Source organism: Microbacterium sp. STRO-1N (genome assembly GCF_057748015.1).
On the sequence record NZ_CM173234.1, the window covers coordinates 2,983,768 to 3,007,542 of the forward strand.

The 23,775-nt window shown below is 68.6% G+C and carries 31 protein-coding genes; 4 read left to right on the plus strand and 27 right to left on the minus strand.

The annotated features are described in order from the left end of the window. Positions 1–77 precede the first annotated feature (77 nt). The gene (locus AC3ANJ_RS14625) at positions 78–476 is read left to right on the plus strand and encodes a hypothetical protein (protein ID WP_488316928.1); all 399 of its coding nucleotides are present in this window, start codon (positions 78–80) and stop codon (positions 474–476) included. A 13-nt stretch (positions 477–489) separates the two neighbouring features. Here AC3ANJ_RS14625 and AC3ANJ_RS14630 read toward each other — a convergent pair whose 3' ends face one another. Continuing rightward, positions 490–1,488, minus strand: a complete 999-nt coding sequence (locus AC3ANJ_RS14630) for an aldo/keto reductase (protein WP_488316929.1) — start codon at positions 1,486–1,488, stop codon at positions 490–492. Between the two features lie 67 nt (positions 1,489–1,555). Here AC3ANJ_RS14630 and pdxR point away from each other — a divergent pair, with 67 nt between their 5' ends. Genes pdxR through AC3ANJ_RS14645 form a run of 3 tightly spaced genes read left to right on the plus strand, consistent with a single transcriptional unit; the run spans position 1,556 to position 4,699 of the window. After that, complete coding sequence (pdxR, locus tag AC3ANJ_RS14635) at positions 1,556–3,028, plus strand: MocR-like pyridoxine biosynthesis transcription factor PdxR (protein WP_488316930.1); 1,473 nt, start codon at positions 1,556–1,558, stop codon at positions 3,026–3,028. Next, positions 3,025–3,459 (plus strand): hypothetical protein, encoded by a 435-nt coding sequence (locus AC3ANJ_RS14640; RefSeq protein WP_488316931.1) that lies wholly within the window; start codon positions 3,025–3,027, stop codon positions 3,457–3,459. Before pdxR ends, AC3ANJ_RS14640 begins: the two co-directional genes overlap by 4 nt. 37 nt (positions 3,460–3,496) lie before the next feature. After that, positions 3,497–4,699 carry a pyridoxal phosphate-dependent aminotransferase gene (locus AC3ANJ_RS14645; protein WP_488316932.1) on the plus strand — a complete coding sequence of 401 codons (1,203 nt, stop codon included), beginning with the start codon at positions 3,497–3,499 and terminating at the stop codon, positions 4,697–4,699. 127 nt (positions 4,700–4,826) lie between these two features. Here the strand turns inward: AC3ANJ_RS14645 and AC3ANJ_RS14650 are convergent, their stop codons facing one another. The 26 genes from AC3ANJ_RS14650 to rpsH form a co-directional block, all read right to left on the minus strand. Then, positions 4,827–5,222 (minus strand): VOC family protein, encoded by a 396-nt coding sequence (locus AC3ANJ_RS14650; protein WP_406249215.1) that lies wholly within the window; start codon positions 5,220–5,222, stop codon positions 4,827–4,829. Positions 5,223–5,279: 57 nt separating this feature from the next. Further along, on the minus strand, positions 5,280–6,413 hold the full coding sequence (locus tag AC3ANJ_RS14655; protein WP_488316933.1) for a UDP-N-acetylmuramate dehydrogenase: 1,134 nt from the start codon (positions 6,411–6,413) through the stop codon (positions 5,280–5,282). Next, entirely contained in the window at positions 6,413–6,814 is a 402-nt protein-coding gene (locus AC3ANJ_RS14660) for a MaoC/PaaZ C-terminal domain-containing protein (RefSeq protein WP_488316934.1), read from the minus strand. Before AC3ANJ_RS14660 ends, AC3ANJ_RS14655 begins: the two co-directional genes overlap by 1 nt. After that, entirely contained in the window at positions 6,811–7,257 is a 447-nt protein-coding gene (locus AC3ANJ_RS14665) for an FAS1-like dehydratase domain-containing protein (protein WP_488316935.1), read from the minus strand. Before AC3ANJ_RS14665 ends, AC3ANJ_RS14660 begins: the two co-directional genes overlap by 4 nt. 59 nt (positions 7,258–7,316) lie before the next feature. Next, complete coding sequence (locus tag AC3ANJ_RS14670) at positions 7,317–8,519, minus strand: glycerate kinase family protein (RefSeq protein ID WP_488316936.1); 1,203 nt, start codon at positions 8,517–8,519, stop codon at positions 7,317–7,319. Positions 8,520–8,628: 109 nt separating this feature from the next. Further along, positions 8,629–10,077: an SLC13 family permease gene (locus tag AC3ANJ_RS14675; protein ID WP_488316937.1), complete on the minus strand. Its 1,449-nt coding sequence runs from the start codon at positions 10,075–10,077 to the stop codon at positions 8,629–8,631. 113 nt (positions 10,078–10,190) lie between these two features. Further along, positions 10,191–10,850, minus strand: coding sequence for a response regulator transcription factor (locus AC3ANJ_RS14680; RefSeq protein ID WP_488316938.1), 660 nt, complete (start codon positions 10,848–10,850; stop codon positions 10,191–10,193). A gap of 1 nt (position 10,851) precedes the next feature. Further along, positions 10,852–12,405 carry a sensor histidine kinase gene (locus AC3ANJ_RS14685; RefSeq protein ID WP_488316939.1) on the minus strand — a complete coding sequence of 518 codons (1,554 nt, stop codon included), beginning with the start codon at positions 12,403–12,405 and terminating at the stop codon, positions 10,852–10,854. Then, the gene (locus AC3ANJ_RS14690; protein ID WP_488316940.1) at positions 12,398–12,790 is read right to left on the minus strand and encodes a hypothetical protein; all 393 of its coding nucleotides are present in this window, start codon (positions 12,788–12,790) and stop codon (positions 12,398–12,400) included. Before AC3ANJ_RS14690 ends, AC3ANJ_RS14685 begins: the two co-directional genes overlap by 8 nt. Before the next feature lie 96 nt (positions 12,791–12,886). Next, a complete protein-coding gene (locus tag AC3ANJ_RS14695; RefSeq protein ID WP_406249206.1) occupies positions 12,887–13,678 on the minus strand; it encodes a sulfite exporter TauE/SafE family protein in 792 nt (263 codons plus the stop codon). 200 nt (positions 13,679–13,878) lie between these two features. Further along, positions 13,879–14,541, minus strand: a complete 663-nt coding sequence (gene rplQ, locus AC3ANJ_RS14700; protein WP_488316941.1) for a 50S ribosomal protein L17, sunset domain variant — start codon at positions 14,539–14,541, stop codon at positions 13,879–13,881. Positions 14,542–14,575: 34 nt separating this feature from the next. Next, a complete protein-coding gene (locus tag AC3ANJ_RS14705) occupies positions 14,576–15,565 on the minus strand; it encodes a DNA-directed RNA polymerase subunit alpha (protein ID WP_376180671.1) in 990 nt (329 codons plus the stop codon). Between the two features lie 119 nt (positions 15,566–15,684). Next, positions 15,685–16,083, minus strand: coding sequence for a 30S ribosomal protein S11 (gene rpsK / locus AC3ANJ_RS14710; protein WP_376180669.1), 399 nt, complete (start codon positions 16,081–16,083; stop codon positions 15,685–15,687). 30 nt (positions 16,084–16,113) lie between these two features. Further along, a complete protein-coding gene (gene rpsM / locus AC3ANJ_RS14715) occupies positions 16,114–16,488 on the minus strand; it encodes a 30S ribosomal protein S13 (protein WP_017829190.1) in 375 nt (124 codons plus the stop codon). Positions 16,489–16,620: 132 nt separating this feature from the next. Beyond that, on the minus strand, positions 16,621–16,737 hold the full coding sequence (gene rpmJ, locus AC3ANJ_RS14720; protein ID WP_005050492.1) for a 50S ribosomal protein L36: 117 nt from the start codon (positions 16,735–16,737) through the stop codon (positions 16,621–16,623). A 65-nt stretch (positions 16,738–16,802) separates the two neighbouring features. Next, entirely contained in the window at positions 16,803–17,024 is a 222-nt protein-coding gene (infA, locus tag AC3ANJ_RS14725; RefSeq protein WP_005050493.1) for a translation initiation factor IF-1, read from the minus strand. Between the two features lie 187 nt (positions 17,025–17,211). Next, positions 17,212–17,892, minus strand: coding sequence for a DsbA family protein (locus tag AC3ANJ_RS14730; RefSeq protein WP_488316942.1), 681 nt, complete (start codon positions 17,890–17,892; stop codon positions 17,212–17,214). 163 nt (positions 17,893–18,055) lie between these two features. Then, positions 18,056–18,838, minus strand: a complete 783-nt coding sequence (map, locus tag AC3ANJ_RS14735; protein ID WP_488319290.1) for a type I methionyl aminopeptidase — start codon at positions 18,836–18,838, stop codon at positions 18,056–18,058. Positions 18,839–18,885: 47 nt separating this feature from the next. Beyond that, a complete protein-coding gene (locus tag AC3ANJ_RS14740) occupies positions 18,886–19,482 on the minus strand; it encodes an adenylate kinase (RefSeq protein WP_488316943.1) in 597 nt (198 codons plus the stop codon). Next, entirely contained in the window at positions 19,479–20,801 is a 1,323-nt protein-coding gene (secY, locus tag AC3ANJ_RS14745) for a preprotein translocase subunit SecY (RefSeq protein ID WP_488316944.1), read from the minus strand. The genes AC3ANJ_RS14740 and secY overlap by 4 nt, the downstream gene beginning before the upstream one ends. Positions 20,802–20,903: 102 nt before the next feature. Further along, positions 20,904–21,503, minus strand: a complete 600-nt coding sequence (gene rplO, locus AC3ANJ_RS14750; RefSeq protein ID WP_406249200.1) for a 50S ribosomal protein L15 — start codon at positions 21,501–21,503, stop codon at positions 20,904–20,906. Continuing rightward, positions 21,503–21,688: a 50S ribosomal protein L30 gene (gene rpmD, locus AC3ANJ_RS14755; protein WP_179432942.1), complete on the minus strand. Its 186-nt coding sequence runs from the start codon at positions 21,686–21,688 to the stop codon at positions 21,503–21,505. Before rpmD ends, rplO begins: the two co-directional genes overlap by 1 nt. After that, positions 21,688–22,377 carry a 30S ribosomal protein S5 gene (gene rpsE, locus AC3ANJ_RS14760; protein ID WP_406249199.1) on the minus strand — a complete coding sequence of 230 codons (690 nt, stop codon included), beginning with the start codon at positions 22,375–22,377 and terminating at the stop codon, positions 21,688–21,690. The genes rpmD and rpsE overlap by 1 nt, the downstream gene beginning before the upstream one ends. Continuing rightward, positions 22,374–22,733 carry a 50S ribosomal protein L18 gene (gene rplR, locus AC3ANJ_RS14765; protein WP_406249198.1) on the minus strand — a complete coding sequence of 120 codons (360 nt, stop codon included), beginning with the start codon at positions 22,731–22,733 and terminating at the stop codon, positions 22,374–22,376. The genes rpsE and rplR overlap by 4 nt, the downstream gene beginning before the upstream one ends. A gap of 2 nt (positions 22,734–22,735) precedes the next feature. Then, complete coding sequence (gene rplF / locus AC3ANJ_RS14770; RefSeq protein WP_406249197.1) at positions 22,736–23,272, minus strand: 50S ribosomal protein L6; 537 nt, start codon at positions 23,270–23,272, stop codon at positions 22,736–22,738. Positions 23,273–23,278: 6 nt separating this feature from the next. Further along, positions 23,279–23,677 carry a 30S ribosomal protein S8 gene (rpsH, locus tag AC3ANJ_RS14775; protein WP_406249196.1) on the minus strand — a complete coding sequence of 133 codons (399 nt, stop codon included), beginning with the start codon at positions 23,675–23,677 and terminating at the stop codon, positions 23,279–23,281. Positions 23,678–23,775 lie beyond the last annotated feature (98 nt).

The window sequence follows — 23,775 nt, forward strand, 5'->3', positions numbered from 1 at the left end:
GGGATCTCTTCGTCGCACGGGTGCGGCCTGTGGACAATCCGCTCGGCGCTTCGCGCGATCGGCGTACCCTCCCGAGCATGTCCAGCATCGCCACCGCCTATCGAGCGGCGTCCCGCCCGCGTCGGATCATTTCGCTCACGCTCAGCATCCTGACCATCATGATGTCGATCGGCATCCTCGCGATCTTCATCACGCAGCCCGAGATCTTCCTCAGCGCAGGGACGTCCGGGCTGAGCCAGACCGAGAAGGCCATCCTCGGAGCGCGCGAGTACCTGCTGTTCCTGCCGATGATCGCGCTGGCTCTGCTGCTGCGGATGCCCGGTGCCACCAGCCCCGGCAGATCACCGCTCGCGGTGCCGCTGGTCTTCGGCATCGTCGCGGCCGGGATATGCGTCGCATCCTCCGTGTACCCGCAGGCGGTGGTGCTGATCTCGGGTGCTTTCTTCCTCGTCGGCGTGATGTCGTCGGGGCTGTGATGATTCTCCGATCTCACCGGAGGTCGCCGGGCTCGGCATCCAATCGTGCGCGGATCTCGGGATCGAGCGCGAGCTCTGTCGCCCCGAGCGCCTCGTCCAGCTGCGCCACGCTCGATGCGCCGATCACGGGGATCACCGGAACCTCACCGCCCATCAGCCAGGCGAGCGCGACCTGATTCGGCGTCGCGCCGATCTCGCCGGCGACCTCGTGCAGCAGTTCGCGGCGGGCGTGGCTGGTGGGATGGTCGACGCCGCCCCACAGCTGCTGGCTCCTGCGGGCGATCGCTCCCTGATGCAGCGGCGAGTACGCGGTGATCGCGAGCGGCGGGCGATCCGGTGTGCCGGTGGAGGCCGCGTAGTCGAGCAGGCCGGGCGTGACGAAGTTGTTCCGTCCGAATCGCGGCGACGGCTGAAGATAGCTGTACTGCTGCTGGACCACGCCGTACGGCGCGATGCCCTGGCGCCGAGCCTCTTCCCTGGCCTCGACGACCCGCCAGGTCGCGACGTTCGAGATGCCGGCGATGCCGATCAGCCCGTCCTGCTGCAGGGCGCCGAACGCCCCGACCGTCTCGGCGAGATCGACATCGCGGTCGTCGACGTGACCGTAGAGGACGTCGATGTGCGAGATGCCGAGGTGCCGAGCGCTCTCCGGGGCCTGCCGGCGGATGACCTCGGCGGACAGGCCCTCGTAGTTCGTCGGCGGGGTGGTGGACAGCGGCTTAGCCGGATCCTTCTGCGCGGCGCCCAGCTTCGTCGCGATGCGCAGACTGTCGCGGTTGCCGCGATCGCGCATCCATGCGCCGAGGATGTCCTCGCTCTCGCGTCCGTGGCCACCGGACCAGACGCTGTAGTTGTTCGCGGTGTCGATGAACGTGCCGCCGGCCTCGACGAATCGGTCGAGGATCGCACGCGAGGTCTCCGGGTCGGTGCGGGTACCGAAGTTCATGGCGCCGAGGCAGAGCGCGGAGACCGCGAAGGAGGTCGTGCCGTTGGAGAGAGTGCGGGAGCGCATGGGGGTCCTTTCGATTGCGTAGCTCCACGGTACGAATCCATCGGTCCGGCTATACACTCCAATCACGATGCAGAAGACCAGACCAATTCTCGCGTGGGAGACGTTGCTCGACCTCTCACCGGCGAACGACGGCCGCTCGGCGCTGCGGGACCGGCTGGAGCACGCGCTTCGGCAGGCGATCGACGACGGCATCCTGCGGCACGGTGCCGCTCTGCCGCCGAGCCGCGCACTCGCAGAGACGCTCGGCGTCTCGCGGTGGGTCGTGACGGAGACCTACGGTCAGCTGGTCGCCGAGGGCGTCCTCGAGGCGACCACGGGTTCGGCGACGACCGTGGCCGTGGCCATCGCCGGCGCTGCGGTGACCGGGGATGCCGCGCGGCCAGCGTCGACCGCGCCGCCGCCGCCGCGCTTCGACCTGCGCCCCGGGCTGCCGGATCTGCGCGCCATCCCCCGCTCCCGCTGGGCTGCGGCGCTGCGCGCCGCACTCGTCGCTCTCCCGGACCAGGCGTTCGTGGCGGACCACGGCCCCGGCTACGCCCCCGCCAGGGATGCCGTGGCGGACTACCTCGCCCGTTCGCGACGCGTGGCCGCCGGGGCGGGTGACATCGTGATCACGCACGGCGCGACGGATGGCATGCGACTGCTCGCGCTCGAACTGCGAAGCCGCGGGCACCGCCATCTGCTCGTCGAGGATCCGAGCTGGCCGCGGCTGCGCGACGTCGCCCAGGAGTGCGGACTGACACCGATCGGCGTGCCCGTCGACGAGGACGGCATCGATGTGGCGGCACTCGAATCGGCCGCACGACGCACGGGTGCACGAGCAGCGCTGCTCACGCCGGCGCACCAGTTCCCCCTCGGCGCAGCCCTGTCGCCGCAGCGGCGCGAGCACATCGTCGCCTGGGCGCGTTCCGCCGACGCCCTCCTGATCGAGGACGACTACGACGCCGAATTCCGCTACGACCGGCGTCCGGTGGCCGCCCTGCAGCGCCTCGCGCCGGACCGCGTCGCGCTGATCGGTTCGCTCTCCAAATCCATCGCGGCGGGTATCGGGATCGGATGGATGGTCCTGCCGTCGGGGTTCGAACCCGCCGCCGCAACGACCGCGCCCTCCCTCATCGATCAGGCCGCGCTCGCGCACTTCCTCACTCACGGCGATCTGGAGCGGCACCTGCGCCGCGCACGCACGCGCTTCCGTCGACGACGCGGTCGGCTGCTCGCGGCGCTCGACCACGAGCTCGTCGGACTGCGCGATGAGATCGGCGGCCTCGATGTCACCGGCATCGCCGCCGGCATGCACCTCGTCCTCTCCCTGCCGACCGGTCTCGACGCCGGCGAGGTCGTCCGCCGCGGATCCGAGCACGCGCTTGCTTTGGTTCCGCTGCGTCGCTACGCCTTCGACCGGGCCCTGCCCGAGGCCCTCGTCCTGGGGTACGGGAATCTGGACGACGCGCTGGTCGAAGAGGCGGCGGCCCTCCTCGCGCAGGTGCTGCGGACGGCAGCGACGACCGTCCGACGCCCCCGGCGTACCCTGGATGCATGACAGACGCGTGGGACGGGATCGCGCTCGAGTTCCTGCACAACAACGCGACGGGCGCTCGCCTCGTCGTGGTCGCCGGTGCCGACGACAACCGCTCGCGCCGTGCCGCCGACGCCCTGGCGACCGCGCTCGAGGCGCACGGCGAGTCCGTCGAACGCGCCGACACGATCGAGGTCGACCCATCGGTGCTGCGCGAACAACTCGTCTCCCCCTTCCGGGCCGACCGCGAGCACGACCGCGTCCTTATCCTCACCGGCCCCGACCGGCTGCTGGCCGACGAGAACCGCGGGATGTGGCACTTCACTCTCTGGCACTCCGTCGGCGATGAGCCGACGCATGCCGATGCATCCGCTCTCGTCGACATGACCGATCCTGCCGCGCCACGGCGCCGATACGCCGATTCGTGCGGCACTGCGGAGTGCTGCAGCGACTGACGCGCACGGCTCCCCTCGCGCGGGTAGCATTCAAAGCGTGACCGAACGCGCTCCTCTCTCCCGCAAGCTGTCCGCAATCGCCGAGTCCGCGACCCTCAAGGTGGATGCCAAGGCCAAGGCCCTGAAGGCCGAAGGCAAGCCGGTCATCTCCTACGCCGCCGGCGAGCCCGACTTCGCGACGCCGCAGTTCATCGTGGATGCCGCGGCAGAGGCTCTCGCCGACCCGGCGAGCTACCGGTACACGCCCGCACCCGGCCTGCCGGCGCTGCGCGAGGCGATCGCTGCGAAGACGCTGCGCGACTCCGGCCTCGAAGTCTCCCCGTCGCAGGTCATCGTGACCAACGGCGGCAAGCAGTCCGTCTATCAGGCCTTCCAGGCGGTCGTGAACCCCGGCGACGAGGTGCTGCTGCCTGCGCCGTACTGGACGACGTATCCCGAGGCGATCCGCCTGGCCGACGGCATCCCTGTCGAGGTGTTCGCCGGATCCGACCAGGACTACAAGGTCACGGTCGAGCAGCTCGAGGCGGCACGCACCGACCGCACCACGGTGCTCGTGTTCGTCTCGCCGTCGAACCCGACCGGCTCGGTGTACACGGCGGAGGAGACCAAGGCCATCGGCGAGTGGGCCGTCGAGCACGGCATCTGGATCATCTCTGACGAGATCTACCAGAACCTCACCTACGAAGGCGTGAAGGCCGTCTCGATCGTCGAAGCGGTCCCGGCGGCTGCGAACCAGACGATCCTCGTCAACGGCGTCGCGAAGACCTATGCCATGACAGGGTGGCGCGTGGGCTGGATGGTCGGCCCCGCCGACGCGATCAAGGTCGCAGGCAACCTGCAGTCGCACCTGTCCAGCAACGTGAACAACGTGGCGCAGAAGGGCGCGATCGCCGCTCTCACCGGCCCGCAGACCGAGGCCGAGCAGTTCCGCGAGGCGTTCGACCGCCGTCGCCGGCTCATCGTGTCGGAGCTGTCGAAGATCGACGGTGTGAAGGTGCCGAACCCGCTCGGCGCGTTCTACGTCTACCCCGACGTGCAGGGTCTGCTCGGGCGGACCTGGGGCGGCGTCACGCCCACGACCTCGCTCGAGCTGGCCGACCTCATCCTCGACCAGGCCGAGGTCGCCGTCGTTCCCGGCGAGGCGTTCGGGCCGTCGGGATACCTCCGCCTCTCCTACGCGCTCGGCGACGACCAGCTTCTGGAGGGCGTCCAGCGCCTGCAGCGCCTGTTCGCCTCCTGACCGGGGTCTCCGCCCGCTCGAGATCAGGACGATGTGCCGAGATCAGGATGATTCTCGAGAATCGTCCTGATTGCGGGCGAACCTCCTGATCTGGGAGCAGGCGCCCGGGTGATCCGGCGCGGGCGCGTCAGTCCTCGAACCCGATCAGCCAGCGGATGCCGTAGCGATCGACCACCTGACCGTCGTAGTCCCCCCACGGACGCTTCTGCAGCGGGTCGGCGACCGTCCCACCCTCGGCGAGCGCGTCGAACCAGCGTGTGAGAGTCGAGGCCCCCGCTGCCCCGAGCAGCGAGAAGCTCGCCCCGACGATGTGCACGGCATCCTCGTCCCCTCCGGCATCTGCAGCGAACAACTGGACCGCGCCGGTGAGCATGCCGTGCGCGATCGCGTCGTCAGGGCCGTCCACGCGGCTGAACTGCGCGTACGTGAACAGCGTCAGCTCCCCGCCGAACACGTCGCGGTAGAAGGTCAGCGCTTCGGCGGCGTTGCCGGGGAAGAACAGGTACGGCACGAGTCCGGGCATGCACGCGAGCATACGCCCTGCGCGAGCTGCGGCGCGATGCTCTGCGACCGGGGGACGTTAGATGTCGACGCCGACGAGCACGGGTTCCGGCTGCAGCAGCAGACCGAACTCGGCGTGCACTCGACTGGAGATGTAGCGCGCGAGTTCGGCGATCTCGCCGGCCGTCGCTCCGCCGCGATTGGTGAGCGCGAGGGCGTGCTTGGTTGACACCCCGGCGCGGGAGCGCGGCAGCTTGAAGCCCTTCGAGATGCCGGCGTGCTCGATGAGCCACGCCGCCGACACCTTGACGTCGGTCGGCGTCGACACGATCGGAGGAACCGTCCCGTCATATGCGCCGAGCGGAATGACCGTGACGGCATCCAGGTCGGGGGCCACAGGCCACCGCGGGCACTCCGGAGGGAGGGCCCGCGCGACGGCCTCCGGCACGATCGCGTTCTGGAAGAACGAACCGGCACTCGACGTGTCGGGGTCATCTCGATCGAGGAGCATGCCCTTGACGGCACGCGTCGCCAGGATCCGCTCGCGCACCCAGGCCAGCGGCACAGGGGCGTCGTCCTGCAGCGCGAGCGCGCGGCGCAGCTGCTCGCCGCGGACGATGCGCCCGGCATCCCCCACGTCAGCGAGATCCAGCGTGACCGACAGGATGACCGCGCGCCGCAGGGGCGCTCCACCGTAGTGATGCTTGAGGACGGACGTCCGGAAGCCCAGCCCGAGTTCGGATGCCGGAACCACGGACACCTCGCCGCCCTCGTCGATGAGCTCGACCTCGACGAGGGTCTCCTGGATCTCCTGCCCGTACGCGCCGACGTTCTGCACGGGGGCGGCGCCGACGGTTCCGGGGATGCCGCTCATCGCCTCGATGCCGGCGAGTCCGTGCTCGACCGTGTAGGCGACGAGCGCGTCCCAGTCGTGACCGGCCTGCACGCGAACGCGGGCGCGGCCGGGGTGCGGCGACTCGAGCCGCTCGATGCCGGTCGTCAGCACGCGGATCACGGTGCCCTCGAACGTCTCGTCGCCGATGAACAGGTTCGAGCCGCCGCCGAGGACGAACCATTCGTCGCCGCGCGTCCAGGTCTCGCGCAGCGCCTCGACCAGCTCGTCGGCGGTGCGCGCCTCCAGCATCCGCTCGGGTGCGGCGCCGGTGCGCAGCGTGGTGAGCTGCGAGAGCGCGATCGGTGCGACGTCGCGCATCAGATCGCGACGCGCAGCTGCGCCTTGCCGAGGACCGTGGTCTCGCCGAAGGTGACCTTGAGGTCGATGCGCGCGCTGGTCTCGTCCACGGCGCCGACCGTGGCGAGCACGTGCACGTGCGCACCGTCCGCCGGGTCGACGACGACGGGCTTCGTGAACCGCACACCGTATTCGGTGATCGCGCCCGTGTCGCCCAGGGCCGCGACCACGACGGACGAGGCGATGCCCATCGTCAGCATCCCGTGCGCGAGCACGCCGGGAAGCCCGACCGACTCGGCGACGTCGTCGCGGTAGTGGATCGGGTTGAAGTCGCCCGAGGCGCCCGCGTAGCGGACCAGCGACTCGCGCGTGAGGTGGATGTCGCGCTCGGCGACGACGTCTCCGACCGTGAACGACATCATTCCCCCGCTCCGACCAGCAGGACGCTGGTCGCCGTGACGACGTGGGCGCCGTCGGCATCCGTGATCTCGGCTTCACTGGTGATCATGGCGTTGCCGCCGACCGTGCGGATGCCGGTGACCGTGAGGCGTCCGCTCAGTTCGTCGCCCGCGACGATCGGCCGCGTGTAGGCGAAGCGCTGCTCCGCGTGGATGGTGCGCGCCAGTTCGATGCCCGACCCCGGCTCGCTGAGCAGCTGCTGCAGCGTCTGGTCCTGGATGACCATCGCGAACGTGGGCGGGGCGACGACGTCGGCGTAGCCGAGCGCGCGAGCGGCATCCACATCGGTGTGCAGCGGAGCGTCGGCGAAGACGGCGCGGGCGAACTCGCGCACCTTCTCACGACCGACGAGGTACGGGGCCGTCGGCGGGAACTCCCGGCCGACAAGTTCGGTGTTGACTGGCACCCCTCGATCCTACCGGCCGTCCCCGGCCGACTCCCTGTCGCCGGCCGGGGAAACACTCTTCAGGCGGCCCGCGCGGCGAGGGCGGAGCCGAGCATGACCAGGCGCATGCTGCGCTCCGCAGCATCCCGCAGCAGAGCCTCGCCCTGTTCGACGGCCTGTTCGAGCCGCATCGGCACCGTGAGGATGGAGGCGATCGCTCCGATGCCGATATCGTGCACGGCCGGAGCTCCTTCGCCCAGCGAGCCGGCGATGCCGAGCACCGGCACCCCGGCGATGCGGGCGCGCATGGCGACCTCGGCCGGCACCTTCCCGCGCGGCGTCTGGAAGTCGATCGCGCCCTCGGCCGTGATGACGAGGTCGGCCGTCTCGAGCAGGTCGTCGAGGTTGCGCGGCAGCAGGTCGCCGTCCAGCAGCACTTCGAACCTCGGAGCCAGGCGAGCGCCGAGGACCGCCGCGAGTCCTGCCCCCAGGCCGCCGGACGCTCCGGTACCCGGTCCGGTGCGCACATCCATCGTCGCGCCCTGCGGACCGAACCGCTCGAGCACATCGGCCCACGTGTCCAGTGCTTCCGAGAGCTGTTCGACGTCGGCGGGTGAGGCGCCCTTCTGCGGACCGAACACGCGTGCGACGCCTCGGGGTCCGCACAGGACGTTGTGGATGTTGCAGGCGAGGACGATCTCGACCTCGGCGGCCCGCGGGTGCAGGTGGGTGAGATCCAGCGCGGCGGCGTCGACGAGGTGCCGTCCGCCGCGGGGCAGCGGGGTGCCGTCCCGGTCGAGGACCCGGACGCCGAGCGCTTCCAGCGCACCGGCCCCGCCGTCGCTGGTGCCCGAGTCGCCGCAGCCGACGATGATCCGCTCCGCGCCGGTGTCGAGCGCGGCGGCGATCAGTTGCCCGACGCCGAGCGTCGTCGTGGCACCGGGGTCGCGCCTGTCGCGCGGGACCAGACGCAGCCCGCCCGCCTGCGCCATCTCGACGACGGCCGTGCCGCGTGCCGACCCTCCGAGGCGGGCATAGTGCGCGACGACGGGATCGCCGACCGGGCCGGTGACGGTGACCGGGACGAGCTCGCCACCGGTCGCTGCGGCGAGCGCGGCCGCGGTGCCCTCGCCGCCGTCCGGGATCGGGAACTCGTCGACCTGGATGCCGGGGATGACGCGGCGCACACCCGATGCGATGGCCCTGGCGACCGTCTCGGCGTCGAGGCTCTCCTTGAATCCGCTGGGGGCGACGAGAACGCGCTGGGGAATGTGGATGGACATGGAGGCTCCTTCTGATGGACCCGGATCCGGGTACGACGAACGTCGGTGGGGTGGAGGGGTGAGGACGAGGGCGAGGGCGAGGGCGAGGGGATGCTGCGGTGCGCGGTGCTCAGCGCAGGAGCGGCATCCCCATGGCCGGCCAGATCCAGAACGAGAAGCAGACGACGAGGAGGAACATCGCCGGAGCGAGGATCGCCGAGAGCGAGCGGAGGTCGCGGGGATGGAATCCGCCCGGTGCGATCTCCGGGTCGGCGAACATGGCCACGGGCTTCGCCGAGCTGGGCAGGGTGTGGCAGAAGCCGGCGGCCGCGGTTGAGGCGAAGGCCGCGGCGGCGGGGTCGACGCCGAGTCCGGGGGCGAGCGCGATGACCATCGGGATGATCGCCGCGGACCGTGCGGAGCGCGAGGGGATCATCAGGTGCGCGCCGAGCGACAGGGCGATGACGGCGAGCACGAACGCGATGCCGGCCGACGAACCGAGCCCCGCCATCGGCCCGAGCGCCCAGGTGCCGAGCCAGTCGGCGGCACCGGTGGCGGTGAGCGCCGAGGCGAGTGCGAGCGTGGCGGCGAGGAACAGCAGCAGCGCCCACGGCACCTTCTTCACCGCGACAGGCAGCGTGATGCATCCGATCTTCGGCGACACCACGACGATGGCGCCGAACAGCGCGACGAGCGCGGGCGAGATGTGATGCACGGGCTCGGTGCACCACAGCGCGACCACGGCGACGAGCAGCAGGCCGGCGCGGCGCTCGATCGCCGTGAGCGGTCCGCTCACCGGTGTCGGTGCCGTGTGGGCCAGGTCGGCGACGACGTTCGGGATGCCGCGTCGGCGTTCTGCCCTGCCGGTGAACCGCAGTAGCACGATCTCGCACGCGAGGTGGGAGGAGACGATCGCCAGCGGCAGGCCGAACCACAGCCAGTCGAGGAATCCGAAGCCCTGCCCGATGACGGATTCCAGCAGCTGCGAGGTGATCACGTGCGCGCCGGCACCGAGGAGCGAGCCGACGGCGGACAGCAGGATCACCGTGGGGAACAGCAGCGACAGGGCCCGGATGAGTGCCGGACGATCGGCCAGGGACGCCGCGAGCGCCGTGAACACGGGGATCGCCAGCGCGGCACGCCCCGAGGTCGCCGGGACGGCGAACGTCGTGACCGTGAGGGCGAAGGTCGTGAGGTGGAACAGTGCGCGCGGTGTGCGGGCCCGGCGCAGCAGCAGTGCGGTGCCTCGCAGCGCGAGTCCCGACGCGCTGACACCAGCCGCGATGATGAACGCGCACAGCAGCAGCCAGATCGTCTCGTCGCCCAGCGAGGCGAAGAAGTCCTCAGCAGGCAGCACGCCGATGGCGATGAGCGCGACCGCGGCGAGGAAGGCCACCAGAGTGTCGTCGAGCGGCGTGCAGATCCACGCCCAGACGGCGAGGAGGAAGACCGAGATCGTGGCGGCGATCGGCAGCGTCGGCGCACCGCCGTCGCCTGCCGGAGACGTGAGGGCGGCGACGCCGAGCGCGATCACGGCGATCGCGACGACGACGAGACCGAGGACGCTCCGCAGACGCATACGGTCACGGGGCGGTCGCGGGGTGCGGGGCACGCGCGGCGGGGTCGGAGCGTTCGGCGGCGCGAACCGCTCCGGGGGGCGTGTGGCGTACATGACGCGGATGGGTGCGGTGTTCATTGGAACCGATACCCCGCTCCGCGGACGGTCTCGATGTGCTCCGCGCCGATCTTGCTGCGCAGGGCTCGTACGTAGACGTCGACCACGTTGGATGCCGGGTCGAAGTCCATTCCCCACACCTGGCCGATCAGCTGATCGCGCGACAGCACCTGACCCGGATGCTGCAGGAACACCTCGAGCAGCGAGAACTCCCGCGAGGTGAGGTCGGCCGACTCGTCGCCGATGGTGACCCTGCGGGTGCGGATGTCGGCGGTCACGTCGCCGTGTGAGAGGACCGCTCCGGCGACCCGCTGCTCGCCGTCGCCGATGCGCAGCTTCACTCTGGCGAGAAGCTCGGCGAACTGGAACGGCTTGGTGACATAGTCGTTCGCGCCGCTCTCGAGCCCCCGGACCGTGTCGATCACGGAATCGCGTGCGGTGAGGATGATGACGGGAGCCGTGACGCCTTCGCCTCGGAGGTGCGAGAGGACGGTGAAGCCGTCGATCCCCTGCAGGCCGATGTCCAGCAGCATCAGATCGAACTGACGGGTGCGAGCCATGATGAGGGCGCTTTCGCCGTCGGTGGCCTCGGACGTCTCGTAGCCGGCGGCCCGAAGGCCGCGTCGGACGAAGGAGGTGATGTGGGGGTCGTCTTCGACGATCAGGATGTGGCGCATGTCAGGCCTCCTTCACGAGGGTGCTGTCGAGGGGGATGACGGGATCGGCGTCATTCGGGGCGGGGATGTCGAGCCCGAACGTGGCTCCTTCGCCCAGCACGCTGTCCACCCAGGCGGAGCCGCCGTGGGCATCCGTGATCGCGCGGACGATGGCCAGGCCCAGCCCCGAGCCGCGTCGGGGCGCGGTGCCCTCCCCCGACGCGCCGCCGCGGACGAAGCGCTCGAAGATGCGCTCGGCGTCCGCCGGGGCGACGCCGGGTCCCTCGTCCTGCACCCAGAGCCGCAGCATCCGATCGGGGCCGGAGCCCTCGAAGCGGGAGCCGATGCGGATGCGCGCCCCCGGCTCGGTGATCTGGACGGCGTTGGCGGCCAGCTGCAGCACGGCCTGTGTGATGCGCTGGGGGTCCAGACGCGCCTGCCCCTCGGCGACCTCCATGAGCTGCCAGCGCCGATCGCCGAGCGCCTGCGCCTTGGCTTCGACGTCGAGCGTGAGCGACGCGATGTCGCATCCGGCGACGCGGACGAAGTCGGGCTGCTCGGCGCGGGCGAGCACGAGCAGGTCGGTGACGATGCGGCTCATCCGGTCGAGTTCGCCGCTCACCAGACGCAGCGTCTCGCGGCGCTCGACCGGGTCATCGCTGAGCAGTTCGAGGTGTCCGCGGACGATCGTGATCGGGGTGCGCAGCTCGTGTCCGGCGTCGTCCACGAAGCGCTGCTGGGTGGCGTAGACGCCTTCCAGTCGGTCGAGCATCTGATTGAACGTGGTCGCGACGGCCGCGATGTCGTCATTGCCCTCGACCGGCACTCGGGCGGTGAGGTCGCGCTCGCTGATCTCGCGGGCCACACGGTGCACCTCTCGGACCGGCGCGAGGATCTGACCGGCGACGAGCCAGGCGACCCCGGAGCTGAGCAGCAGACCGGCGAACGCCACCCACGCGATCGTCACGACGGACTGATCCACGGCCGCACTCTGCGCCTGCGTGAACTGCATCACCAGGAGCGAGCCCTCGGTGTCGCCCGAGGCGAAGTCCACGCGTCCCCAGCGCAGCGGCCCTGCCTCGGATGATGAGACGTTTCCGGATTTCTCCGCACTGCTGAGCAGCCGGAGGGCGAGGGCATCGCTTCCGGGGAATCCCAACGATGACTCGCCCTCGAACAGGCCGTTGGCCACTGCCACCGGCTTGCCGTCGACGGCGCCGACGATGATCTCGCCCGCGTGGACGGACTGCCGGCCGAGATAGTCCGCGAGCAGCTCGTCGGCGGAAGTGAAGTCCGAGGCGGACTGGGCCAGGAACCGGTGGAACTCCTGCGCCTCCTGTTCGACGTCCGCGTTGGCGGATCGCTCGATGTCCGCGAGGAAGATGCTGCGTCCGATCAGGCCGACCGCGAGGAGCGTGACGACCGTGCTGGCGATGATCCAGGCGGTGATGCGCCAGCGCGCCGGGAGTGCGCGGAACCGGCTCCGAGGAGGACGCGCCGGTTCGGCCGGGAACGGCTCGGCCGAAGGAGCGGGCGCCGCCACCGTCGGAATGGGCGCTGTTGTCGTGTCAGTCATCGTCGCCATCGTCTCCGTCGTCATCTCCTACGCCGTCGTCTCCGTCGTCGTCACCGGCGCCGCCATCGTCTCCGTCGTCGTCGCCGGCACCACCATCGTCGCCGGCGCCGCCATCGTCTCCTGCGCCGTCGTCGCCGCGGACGTCGTCGCCGTCGTCGTCACCGGTGGCCGGCGGGGCCGGCGGCGCGACCGGCGCGGCGGACGGAACCGGACGCGGTGCCTCCGGCTCGGGGGTCGGAGTCGGCGTCGCGAACTCGACGACCACCGATTCCTGGGGCAGCTGCGGTGCCCCGGGCGTCTGCGCGAGCGCGATGCTTCCCGCGGCGGCGACCACCGGCAGCGAGATGAGGAGGCTGGCGACGAGGATGCGGCGTGAGAAGGTCATGACCCCATGGTGTCGGCCCATTGTGAGGCGGATATGAGGCTCACATAAGGGTTTCTTCACTTTCGGCGATCCCCCCGGCATCCGCAAGGGAAGGCCTCAGCGCTTGCGGCCCCGGATCGCCTTGAGCGACATCTGCACCGCGATGACGACGAGGTAGGCGGCGAACAGGATGTTGCCGAGGAGGGGGTCGATCAGGGTCGCCAGCCATGCTCCGAGAGCCGTGGTCGTGCAGGCGGCGACGCCGATGGTCACGGCGGCGGTGAGGTCGACGTTGCGGTGACGCAGGTTGCCGATCGTGCCCGAGATCGCCGTCGGGATCATCATGAGCAGCGAGGTGCCCTTGGCCACGAGGTCGCTGGTCCCGAAGGCCAGCATGAGCACCGGCACGACGACGACTCCCCCGCCCACTCCGATGAGGCCGGACAGGATGCCGGTGCCGACGCCGACCAGCACGAGCGCGCTCCCCGACAGCCAGGTGAGTTCGAACTCGGCGCCGCGGGACGGGATCACGACGAACAACATGATGATGACGACGACCAGGAAGCCGACGAACCCCCACCGCAAGGCGGTCTGCGAGATCCGCGGCAGCAGTCGTGTGCCGATCTGCGCGCCGACGACGGCTCCCGCGGCGAGGATGATCGCGGGGATCCACGCCACCGAGCCATGGACCGCGTACGAGATGACGCCGACGGCGGCCGTGGGGACGATCGCGGCCAGCGACGTCCCGGCGGCCAGGCGCTGGTCGAAATGCAGCAGCAGCACGAGCAGCGGCACGATGACCGTCCCGCCGCCGACGCCGAACAATCCGGACAGGACGCCCGCCAGCAGGCCGATGACGATGAAGGACGCATACGCCCGGGGGCCGCGTTGAATCCGAGCGTCGGTCACTCATCCACCCTACTCCGGGCTGCGCAGCGCCCTGTCGGCGCCTCAGCCCGCGACGAATCACGGTCCTTGTGACGAATCACGGTCCGATCCGGTCGATTCGTCCGTGAAACGTCACCGGATCCGTGAATCGTCACCGCCCGGATACGCAGAAGCCCGCCACCCCTTTCGGGGCGGCGGGCTTCTGCTCGTGAGCCTGAGGCTTACTTGCCGGCCTCGACGAAACCGGCGGCCTCAGCGGCCTCGGCGGTGCGGAACCAGACCTCGGCGACGGTCGCGTCGTACCACTGACCATCGGGGCGGTGGTACTTCATCGAGTCCTTGTTGCCCTTGATGTCGAAGCCCTCGGGAGCCGAGCCGTCTTCGTTGGGCTCAGCCGAGTCGTCACCGAACTCGGCGGCGACGAAGGCGGCCGGTGCTGCTGCCTCGGCTGCGGGAGCCTCTTCGACGACCTCGGCCGGCTTCTCAGCCTTGGCGGCGGGCTTGGCAGCCTTCTTCTTGGGCGTGACGGGCTCGAGGACGAGCTCGATCACGGCCATCGGGGCATTGTCGCCCTTGCGGTTGCCGACCTTGGTGATGCGCGTGTAGCCACCCTCGCGGTCCGCGACGAGCGGTGCGATCTCAGTGAACAGCTCGTGCACGACCGTCTTGTCGCCGATGACCGACAGCACCCGGCGACGGGCGTGCAGGTCGCCACGCTTGGCGAAGGTGATCAGGCGCTCGGCGAGCGGACGAAGGCGCTTGGCCTTGGTCTCGGTCGTCTTGATCGACTTGTGGGTGAACAGAGCAGCCGCGAGGTTGGCAAGCATCAGGCGCTCGTGTGCGGGGCCGCCTCCGAGGCGGGGACCCTTAGTGGGCTTAGGCATATTCGTCTAACTCCTGGTCAGAATTTCGGGAAGGTCAGAAGGACTCGTCTTCGCTGCCGCCGTAGAAGTGGGCGCCGTCGAAACCGGGCACCGAATCCTTGAGCGACAGACCGAGCGAGATGAGCTTGTCGCGCACCTCGTCGACCGACTTCTGGCCGAAGTTGCGGATGTTCATGAGCTGCGTCTCCGAGAGGGCGACGAGCTCGGACACCGTGTTGATGCCCTCGCGCTTGAGGCAGTTGTACGAGCGCACGGACAGGTCGAGGTCCTCGATCGGCATCGACAGCTCGCTGGAGGCGACAGCCTCCACCGGCGCCGGGCCGATCTCGATGCCCTCGGCCTCGACGTTCAGCTCGCGGGCGAGACCGAACAGCTCGGTGAGGGTCTTCGCAGCCGAGGCGACGGCGTCGCGGGGGCTGATCGAGGACTTGGTCTCGACGTCCAGGACGAGCTTGTCGAAGTCGGTGCGCTCCCCGGCACGGGTCGCGTCGACGCGGTAGCTGACCTTGAGAACGGGCGAGTAGATCGAGTCGATCGGGATCTGACCGGCCTCGGCGTACTCGTTGCGGTTCTGCGTGGCGGACACGTAGCCGCGGCCGCGCTCGATGGTGAGCTCCAGCTCGAACTTCGCGGTGTCGTTCAGGGTCGCGATGACGAGCTCGGGGTTCTGCACCTCGACACCGGCCGGAGCCGAGATGTCTGCTGCGGTGACCTCGCCTGCGCCGGTCTTGCGCAGGTAAGCGGTGATGGGCTCGTCACGCTCGCTGGAGACGACCAGCTGCTTGATGTTGAGGATGATCTCGGTGACATCCTCCTTCACACCGGGGATGGTGCTGAACTCGTGCAGCACGCCGTCGATGCGGATGCTGGTGACAGCAGCGCCGGGGATCGACGAGAGCAGGCTGCGACGCAGCGCGTTGCCGATGGTGTAGCCGAAACCGGGCTCGAGCGGCTCGATGATGAACCGGCTCCGGTTCTCGACGATCTTTTCCTCGGTCAGTGTGGGACGCTGTGCGATGAGCACTGTGTGTTCCTTTCGATCACATGCCCGCTATATGACATGTGGTGGGTGAGGTTCTTGAGTTGTGGAAACCTGCGGCGAGGATGCCGGCCCCGTGACGGGACCGGCATCCTCGAACGAAATCAGACGCGACGGCGCTTCGGCGGACGGCAGCCGTTGTGAGCCTGGGGCGTGACGTCCTGGATCGAACCCACCTCGAGGCCGGCGGCCTGCAGCGAGCGGATCGCGGTCTCGCGGCCCGAACCCGGACCCTTCACGAGGACGTCGACCTTCTTGACGCCGTGCTCCGCAGCCTGACGTGCGGCGGACTCGGCGGCCATGCCGGCCGCGTACGGGGTCGACTTGCGGGAGCCCTTGAAGCCCACGCCACCAGACGATGCCCACGCGATGACAGCGCCGGTCGGGTCGGTGATCGAGACGATCGTGTTGTTGAACGTCGACTTGATGTGGGCCTGGCCCAGCGCGATGTTCTTCTTTTCCTTGCGGCGCGGCTTGCGCGCGGCGGCCTTGGGTGCAGCCATGAAAGTTTTCTCCTATTCCCTGGCCGCTGCTTAGCGGGCCTTCTTCTTGCCGGCGACGGTGCGCTTCGGGCCCTTGCGGGTACGGGCGTTGGTCTTGGTGCGCTGACCGCGGACCGGAAGGCCACGACGGTGACGGATGCCCTCGTAGGAACCGATCTCGACCTTGCGGCGGATGTCTGCGGCGACCTCGCGGCGCAGGTCACCCTCCACCTTGTAGTTGCCTTCGATGTGGTCGCGGAGTGCGATGAGCTGGTCGTCGCTCAGGTCCTTCACGCGGATCGACTCGTCGATCTCGGTGGCCTTGAGGATCTCGACCGAGCGGGTACGGCCAACGCCGTAGATGTACGTAAGTGCGATCACCACGCGCTTGTCGCGCGGGATGTCAACGCCGGCAAGACGTGCCATGCGGATCTCCTGAAATGTGATGGAGGTGTGGAGCAGGATCGGTGCCCGGGCCTCCGCCCCGAGGTGTCCCCCACCGGAGTGGGTTCTGATCCTGCCTGTTGTGTATTGAGTTGTGGAGTCGGATCTGCGAGATCAGCCCTGGCGCTGCTTGTGGCGCGGGTTGCTCTTGCAGATCACCATGACGCGGCCGTGACGACGGATCACCTTGCAGTGATCGCAGATGGGCTTGACGCTGGGGTTGACCTTCATTGTGTTTCCTGTTCGCTGTCTTCACCGGGCAGGCGTGAGTGCCTGGGGTGTTACTTCTCGACCGATCAGCGGTAGCGGTAGACGATGCGGCCGCGGGTCAGATCGTAGGGGCTGAGCTCCACGACCACGCGGTCCTCGGGGATGATGCGGATGTAGTTCTGCCGCATCTTTCCGGAGATCGTTGCAAGAACCTTGTGTCCGTTGGTGAGCTCGACGCGGAACATCGCGTTGGGCAGCGCCTCGGACACGACGCCCTCGATTTCGATGACACCGTCTTTCTTAGCCATAAACTCGCTGACGCTTCTGCAGATCGGCCGATCTGCGGTGGATGGATGGGTTGGATGCGCACCTTAGCCGGACACGCCGAACTAGGCGCAAAGCACCAAAGATCAATATTAGACGACGGCGGCGCATCCGGCAAATGGGATGCGCCGCCGTCGTGTCGATCCGGGGTGGTGCGGGGCTGTGCGTGCCTCAGCCGAGGATCTCGGCGAAGCGCGTACCGATGTCGGCGTTGCTGATGCGCTCACCGTCGATGGCCACGGTCGGCGTTCCGACGCGACCCGTCTCGGGGTCCGGCGGCGTGTTCGCGACCTGGTCCTGGGCGTACTTCATGTACGTGCCGTCGGCGATGCAGTCGGCGGCCGCACCGGCTCCTGCCTGCTCGGCGAAACCGGCGAGCTGCTCGTCGGTGAGACCGGTGGTGTTCTCCTCGGGCTGGTTCTCGAAGAGGAGGTTGAAGTAGTCCAGCGCCGCGTCCGGCGCCTCGGCTGCGACGCAGTACATCGAGCTGGCGGCACGGGACGAGTACTCGGTCCCCTGCGACGCCTGATCCAGGATGGAGATCGGGTGGATGTTCAACGTGATGGTGTCGTTGGCCGCGGCATCCTGCAGCGCAGCGCCGTACGCGTCCTCGAAGTCGCCGCAGATCGGGCACATGAAGTCGATGTACGTGTCGATCGTCGTGTCGCCCTCACCGAAGGAGATCGCGCCCGTCTCGCCGTTGACGATGCCGGACGTCTCGGGTGCGGCTCCCGGTGCCGTGGCCTGGTTGTTCAGGAACACGACGAGGCCGCCGAGAACCACCAGGATGACGACCACAGCGGCCGAGATCCAGATGGCGAACCAGTTGGTCTTGCCCTGCGCTGCTGCCATTGCTTTCCCGTTCTCTCGAGACGCGCGCGATCGCGCGGTCCACACTTCGAAGTCGTTCGGCGCGCACAGCGCCGCACCCTCAATCCTGCCGCCCCATCCTATGCGCCCGTTGTGAGCGCCCTATCCCCCGCCCGCCGGAGGGACGCCTGGGGCGACGGGGGAACTACGCGATCGGGGTCGGCGTGACGCCGAACGGCGCGAGGCCAGCGGCACCGCCGTCTGCCGCCGTCAGCACCCAGATGCCATCCGCATGCACCGCGACGCTGTGCTCCCAGTGCGCGCCGTCGCTGCCGTCGACCGTGGAGACGGTCCAGTCGTCGTCCTCCACGAACGTGGCCTCACCGCCGGCGGTCACCATCGGCTCGATCGCGAGCACCAGGCCGGGCTTGACCTCGGCCCCGGCATCCGGCGTGCGGTAGTTGAAAACGCTGGGCGCCTCGTGCATCTTGCGTCCGATGCCGTGGCCGACGTACTCGCGCAGGATGCCGTACTCCCCCTGCGCCTCGATGTAGTCCTGAATGGCCGCGCCGATGTCGCCGAGGTTCCGCGCAGACGCCATGGCCGCGATGCCGGCCCACATGGACCCCTCGGTCACCCGAGAGAGCTCCAGGCGAGCAGCGACCACGTCGGGCCGCGAGTCATCCGGTACGACGAACGTGCGCGCGCTGTCGCCGTTCCAACCCTGGAACTGCGCGCCGCTGTCGACGGACACGATGTCTCCGGCCTCGAGCACACGCGAACCGGGGATGCCGTGCACGACCTGCTCGTTGACCGAGATGCACGTGGTGTGGCTGTATCCGCGCACGAGCTTGAAGTTGGACTCCGCCCCGCGCGCGAGCACGGCGGCGGATGCCGCAGCATCCACTGCCGACGTCGTCGCGCCGGGCCGGATCACCGCCGCAGCAGCATCCAGGGATGCCGCGGTGATGAGTCCTGGTTCGACCATCGCGCGCAGCTGCGCGGGGGTCTTGTAGATCGACCGGCGGAACACGCTCAGACCGTCACGCGCAGGCCGCGGGCGTCCAGCGCCGCGGAGATGCGCTCGGTGATCTCGTCGAGCGAGCCGACGCCGTCGATGCGGTCGACGATGCCCCGGTCCGAATACGTCTCGAGGATCGGAGCCGTCTCGTGCTCGTAGATGTCCAGGCGGTGCGCGATGGATTCGGGGGTGTCATCCGAACGTCCCTGCTCGGACGCGCGCCGCTGCAGGCGCTCGATGCTCTCGTCACGCGGAACGTCGAGGAGGATGACGGCATCCAGAGCCTCGCCGCGGGCGCTCAGAAACGACTCCAGGTGCCCGACCTGCACCGCGTTTCGCGGGTAGCCGTCCAGGAGGAAGCCGTTCGCGGCATCGTCCTGCGACAGCCGGTCGCGCACGATCTCGCTCGTCAGCTCGTCCGGCACGAGGTCTCCGCGATCCAGGATCGACGTGACCTGCTGGCCGAGCTCGGTGCCGTTCTTGATGTTGGCGCGGAAGATGTCGCCGGTGGAGATGACCGGGATGCCGTAGGAATCGGCGATGCGAACACCCTGCGTGCCCTTGCCGGAGCCCTGCGGGCCGACGATGAGGAGACGTGCGGATGCTGTCATCGGAGGAGCCCTTCGTAATGGCGCTGCTGAAGCTGAGCGTCGATCTGCTTGACCGTCTCGAGACCCACGCCGACGATGATGAGGATCGACGCGCCACCGAACGGGAAGTTCTGGTTGGCGTCGACCGTGGCCAGGGCCACCAGCGGGATGAGAGCGATCAGACCCAGGTAGATGGATCCGGGGAACGTGATGCGCGTCAGCACGTAGTCGAGGTACTCGGCCGTCGGACGACCCGCACGGATGCCGGGGATGAACCCGCCGTACTTCTTCATGTTGTCGGCGACCTCGACGGGGTTGAACGTGATCGCGACGTAGAAGTACGTGAAGCCGATGATGAGCAGGAAGTACACCGCCATGTACAGCGGGTGGTCACCGGTCGTGAAGTACTGCGAGATCCACGTGACCCACGCGGCCGGCTCAGAGCCGTCCTGGGGGGTGTTGAACTGCGCGATGAGCATCGGGATGTACAGCAGCGACGACGCGAAGATCACCGGGATCACACCGGCCATGTTGACCTTGATCGGGATGTACGTGTTCGTGCCGCCGTACGTGCGGCGTCCGACCATGCGCTTGGCGTACTGCACCGGGATGCGACGCTGCGACTGCTCGACGAAGACGACGAGCCCCATCACCACGATGCCGACGGCGAGCACGAGGAGGAAGACCTCGAAGCCCTTGGCCTCCCAGATCATCCACATGGCGGACGGGAAGGTCGCGGCGATCGAGGTGAAGATCAGCAGCGACATGCCGTTGCCGATGCCGCGCTCGGTGACGAGCTCGGCGAACCACATGATGAGGCCGGTGCCGGCGGTCATCGTGATGATCATCAGCAGCTGCGCCCACCACACGTCGTTGGTCAGCAGGTTCTGGCATGCCGCGATGTCGGTCGTGCCGAACAGCTGGCCGCTGCGTGCCACGGTGACGAGCGTCGTCGACTGCAGCAGCGCCAGCGCGATGGTGAGGTAGCGCGTGTACTGCGTGAGGCGGGCCTGCCCGGACTGACCCTCCTTGTGCAGGGTCTCGAAGTGCGGGATGACGACCCGCAGCAGCTGGGTGATGATCGTCGCCGTGATGTATGGCATCACACCCAGCGCGAAGATCGACAGCTGGAGCAGGGCTCCACCCGAGAAGAGGTTGACCAGGCTCAGCAGCCCGTCGGTACCCGAGGTGAGTGCAAGACACTGCTCGACGTTCGGGAAGTTCACGAACGGAGCAGGGATGTGCGAGCCGAACCGGTAGAGGGCGATGATCGCCAGGGTGAAACCGATCTTCCGACGGAGGTCGGGCGTGCGGAAGATCCGCGCAATGGCGCTAAACAAGGGATTTCCTCCAGAAAGGTCGCCGTCGACACAGCTGACGGCCGAAAGACCAGAGTAACGCACAGAGGGGCCGGAGAACTCTCCGACCCCTCTGAACTGTGGTTACTTGACGGAACCGCCGGCCGCCACGATCTTCTGCTCGGCAGAGCCCGAGACCTTGTCGACCGAGACGGTGAGCTTCACCGCGATGTCCCCGTTGCCGAGGACCTTGACCTTCTCGTTCTTGCGAACGGCACCCTTGGCGACGAGGTCGCTGACGGTGACGTCTCCACCCTTGGGGTAGAGCTCGGCGAGCTTCTCCAGGTTCACGACCTGGTACTCGACGCGGAACGGGTTCTTGAACCCGCGCAGCTTCGGGGTGCGCATGTGCAGCGGCATCTGCCCACCCTCGAATCCGACGCGAACGGTGTTGCGGGCCTTGGTGCCCTTGGTGCCACGACCGGCCGTCTTGCCCTTGGAGCCCTCACCGCGACCCACACGGGTCTTCGCGGTGTTGGCGCCGGGGACCGGACGCAGGTGGTGCACCTTCAGGACGCCGGGACGCGTGGTCGCGGCTTCCTTCTTGGCAGCAGGCTTCTTGGCGGCCGGCTTCTTGGCAGCCGGAGCCTTCTTCTCGGCCGTGGCCTTCGAGGCGGCAGCCTTGGGGGCAGCAGCCTTCTTGGTGGCCTTCTCAGCCTCGACGGCTTCGTTCTTCTCAGCCATTAGTCGATCTCCTCAACCTTGACGAGGTGGGCGACGGTCCGGACGTAACCGCGCGTCTGCGCGTCGTCGGGGCGGACGGTGGTGTCACCGATCCGCTTCAGACCGAGGCTGCGCAGCGTGTCTCGCTGGTTCTGCTTCTCGCTCACCTTGGACTTGATCTGCGTGACCTTGAGGCGCGCAGCCATCAGGCACCTACCTTCTGCGCTGCGGCCGCCTCGGCCTCCGCGCGGACGAGACGCGCCGGTGCGACCTGGTCGAACTCGAGGCCACGACGTGCGGCGACCGCACGGGGCTCCTCGAGCTGCTTCAGGGCGGCAACGGTCGCGTGCACGATGTTGATCGTGTTCGACGAGCCGAGCGACTTCGACAGCACGTCGTGGATACCGGCGCACTCGAGCACGGCGCGAACCGGACCACCGGCGATGACACCGGTACCGGCGGCAGCCGGACGAAGCAGCACGACACCGGCCGCGGCCTCACCCTGCACGGGGTGCGGGATGGTCTTGGCGACGCGCGGAACGCGGAAGAAGTTGCGCTTGGCCTCTTCGACACCCTTCGAGATGGCCAGGGGGACCTCACGGGCCTTGCCGTAGCCGACGCCGACCAGACCGTTGCCGTCACCGACGACCACGAGGGCGGTGAAGCTGAAGCGACGTCCACCCTTCACGACCTTGGAGACGCGGTTGATGGTGACGACGCGCTCGAGGAACTGGTTGTCCCCACGGTCGCGCGAGTTGCGGTCACGTCCACCCTGGTTGCGGTCACGACCGCCACGGCGGCCTTCGCGCTGCGGCTCGGCCTGCGTGGTGCCGGCGGCCGTCTCGGAAGTGGCAGGTGCCGCTTCGGTCACTTCGTTCTCCTTGTTGTCACTCACAGTGCCAGCCCTCCTTCACGAGCGCCATCGGCGATCGCCGCGACACGACCCGCGTAGCGGTTGCCGCCACGGTCGAACACGGCTTCGGAAACGCCGGCGGCCTTCGCGCGCTCGGCGACGAGCTCGCCGACCTTGCGGGCCTTGGCGGTCTTGTCACCTTCGAAACCACGGACGTCGGTCTCGAGCGTGGATGCCGAGGCGACCGTGTGGCCCTTGCTGTCGTCGACCAGCTGGACGAAGACGTGACGCGCGGAGCGGTTGACGACCAGACGCGGACGCAGCTCGGTGCCGACGATCTTCTTGCGGAGACGGGCGTGACGACGCGCGCGGGCGTCAGACTTTGACTTGAGAGCCATGGTTACTTACCACTCTTTCCGGCCTTGCGACGCACGACCTCGCCCGCGTAGCGGACACCCTTGCCCTTGTACGGCTCGGGCTTGCGGATCTTGCGGATGTTCGCAGCTGCCTCGCCGACAGCCTGCTTGTCGATGCCACTGACCGTGAGCTTGTTGTTGCCCTCGACCGTCAGGGTGATGCCGGCGGGCGGGTCGATCAGAACCGGGTGCGAGAAGCCGAGGGCGAACTCGACCGAGCTGCCCTTCTGCTGCACGCGGTAACCGGTGCCGACGACCTCGAGGCCCTTGGTGTAGCCCTGGGTGACGCCGATGATGTTGTTGTTGATGAGCGTGCGGGTCAGGCCGTGAAGCGACCGCGACTCGCGCTCGTCGTCGGGACGAGAGACGAGAACCTGGTTCTCCTCGACCGCGACCTCGATGGGGCTGGCCACCGTCAGGGTGAGCTCACCCTTGGGGCCCTTCACCGCGACCACACGGTCGTCGACCGAAACGGTCACGCCCGCGGGAATCTCGATGGGAAGTCGTCCAATACGCGACATTTCGTATCACCACACGTAGGCGAGAACTTCTCCGCCCACGCCCTTCTGCTCTGCCTGACGGTCGGTGAGAAGACCGGAGGAGGTGGACAGGATGGCGACGCCGAGGCCGCCGAGGACCTTCGGAAGCTCCGTGGACTTCGCGTAGACGCGGAGGCCGGGCTTCGAAACGCGCTTGATGCCGGCGATGGAACGCTCACGGTTGGGACCGTACTTGAGCGCCAGCGTGAGGTTCTTTCCGACGCGGGCGTCGGTGACCTCCCAGCTGGAGATGTAGCCCTCCTGCTGGAGGATCTCAGCGATGTGCGTCTTCAGCTTGCTCGACGGGAGCGTCACGGAGTCGTGGTGCGCCGAGTTCGCGTTGCGCAGACGGGTCAGCATGTCTGCGACCGGGTCTGTCATTGTCATTGTGTTCTTCTTTCAGTCATGAGGTTCCGGCTGCCGTTACACGACAGACGGCCTGCGATGAGCACGCAATCTTCAATTGTACGGCACGCGGGGAGGGC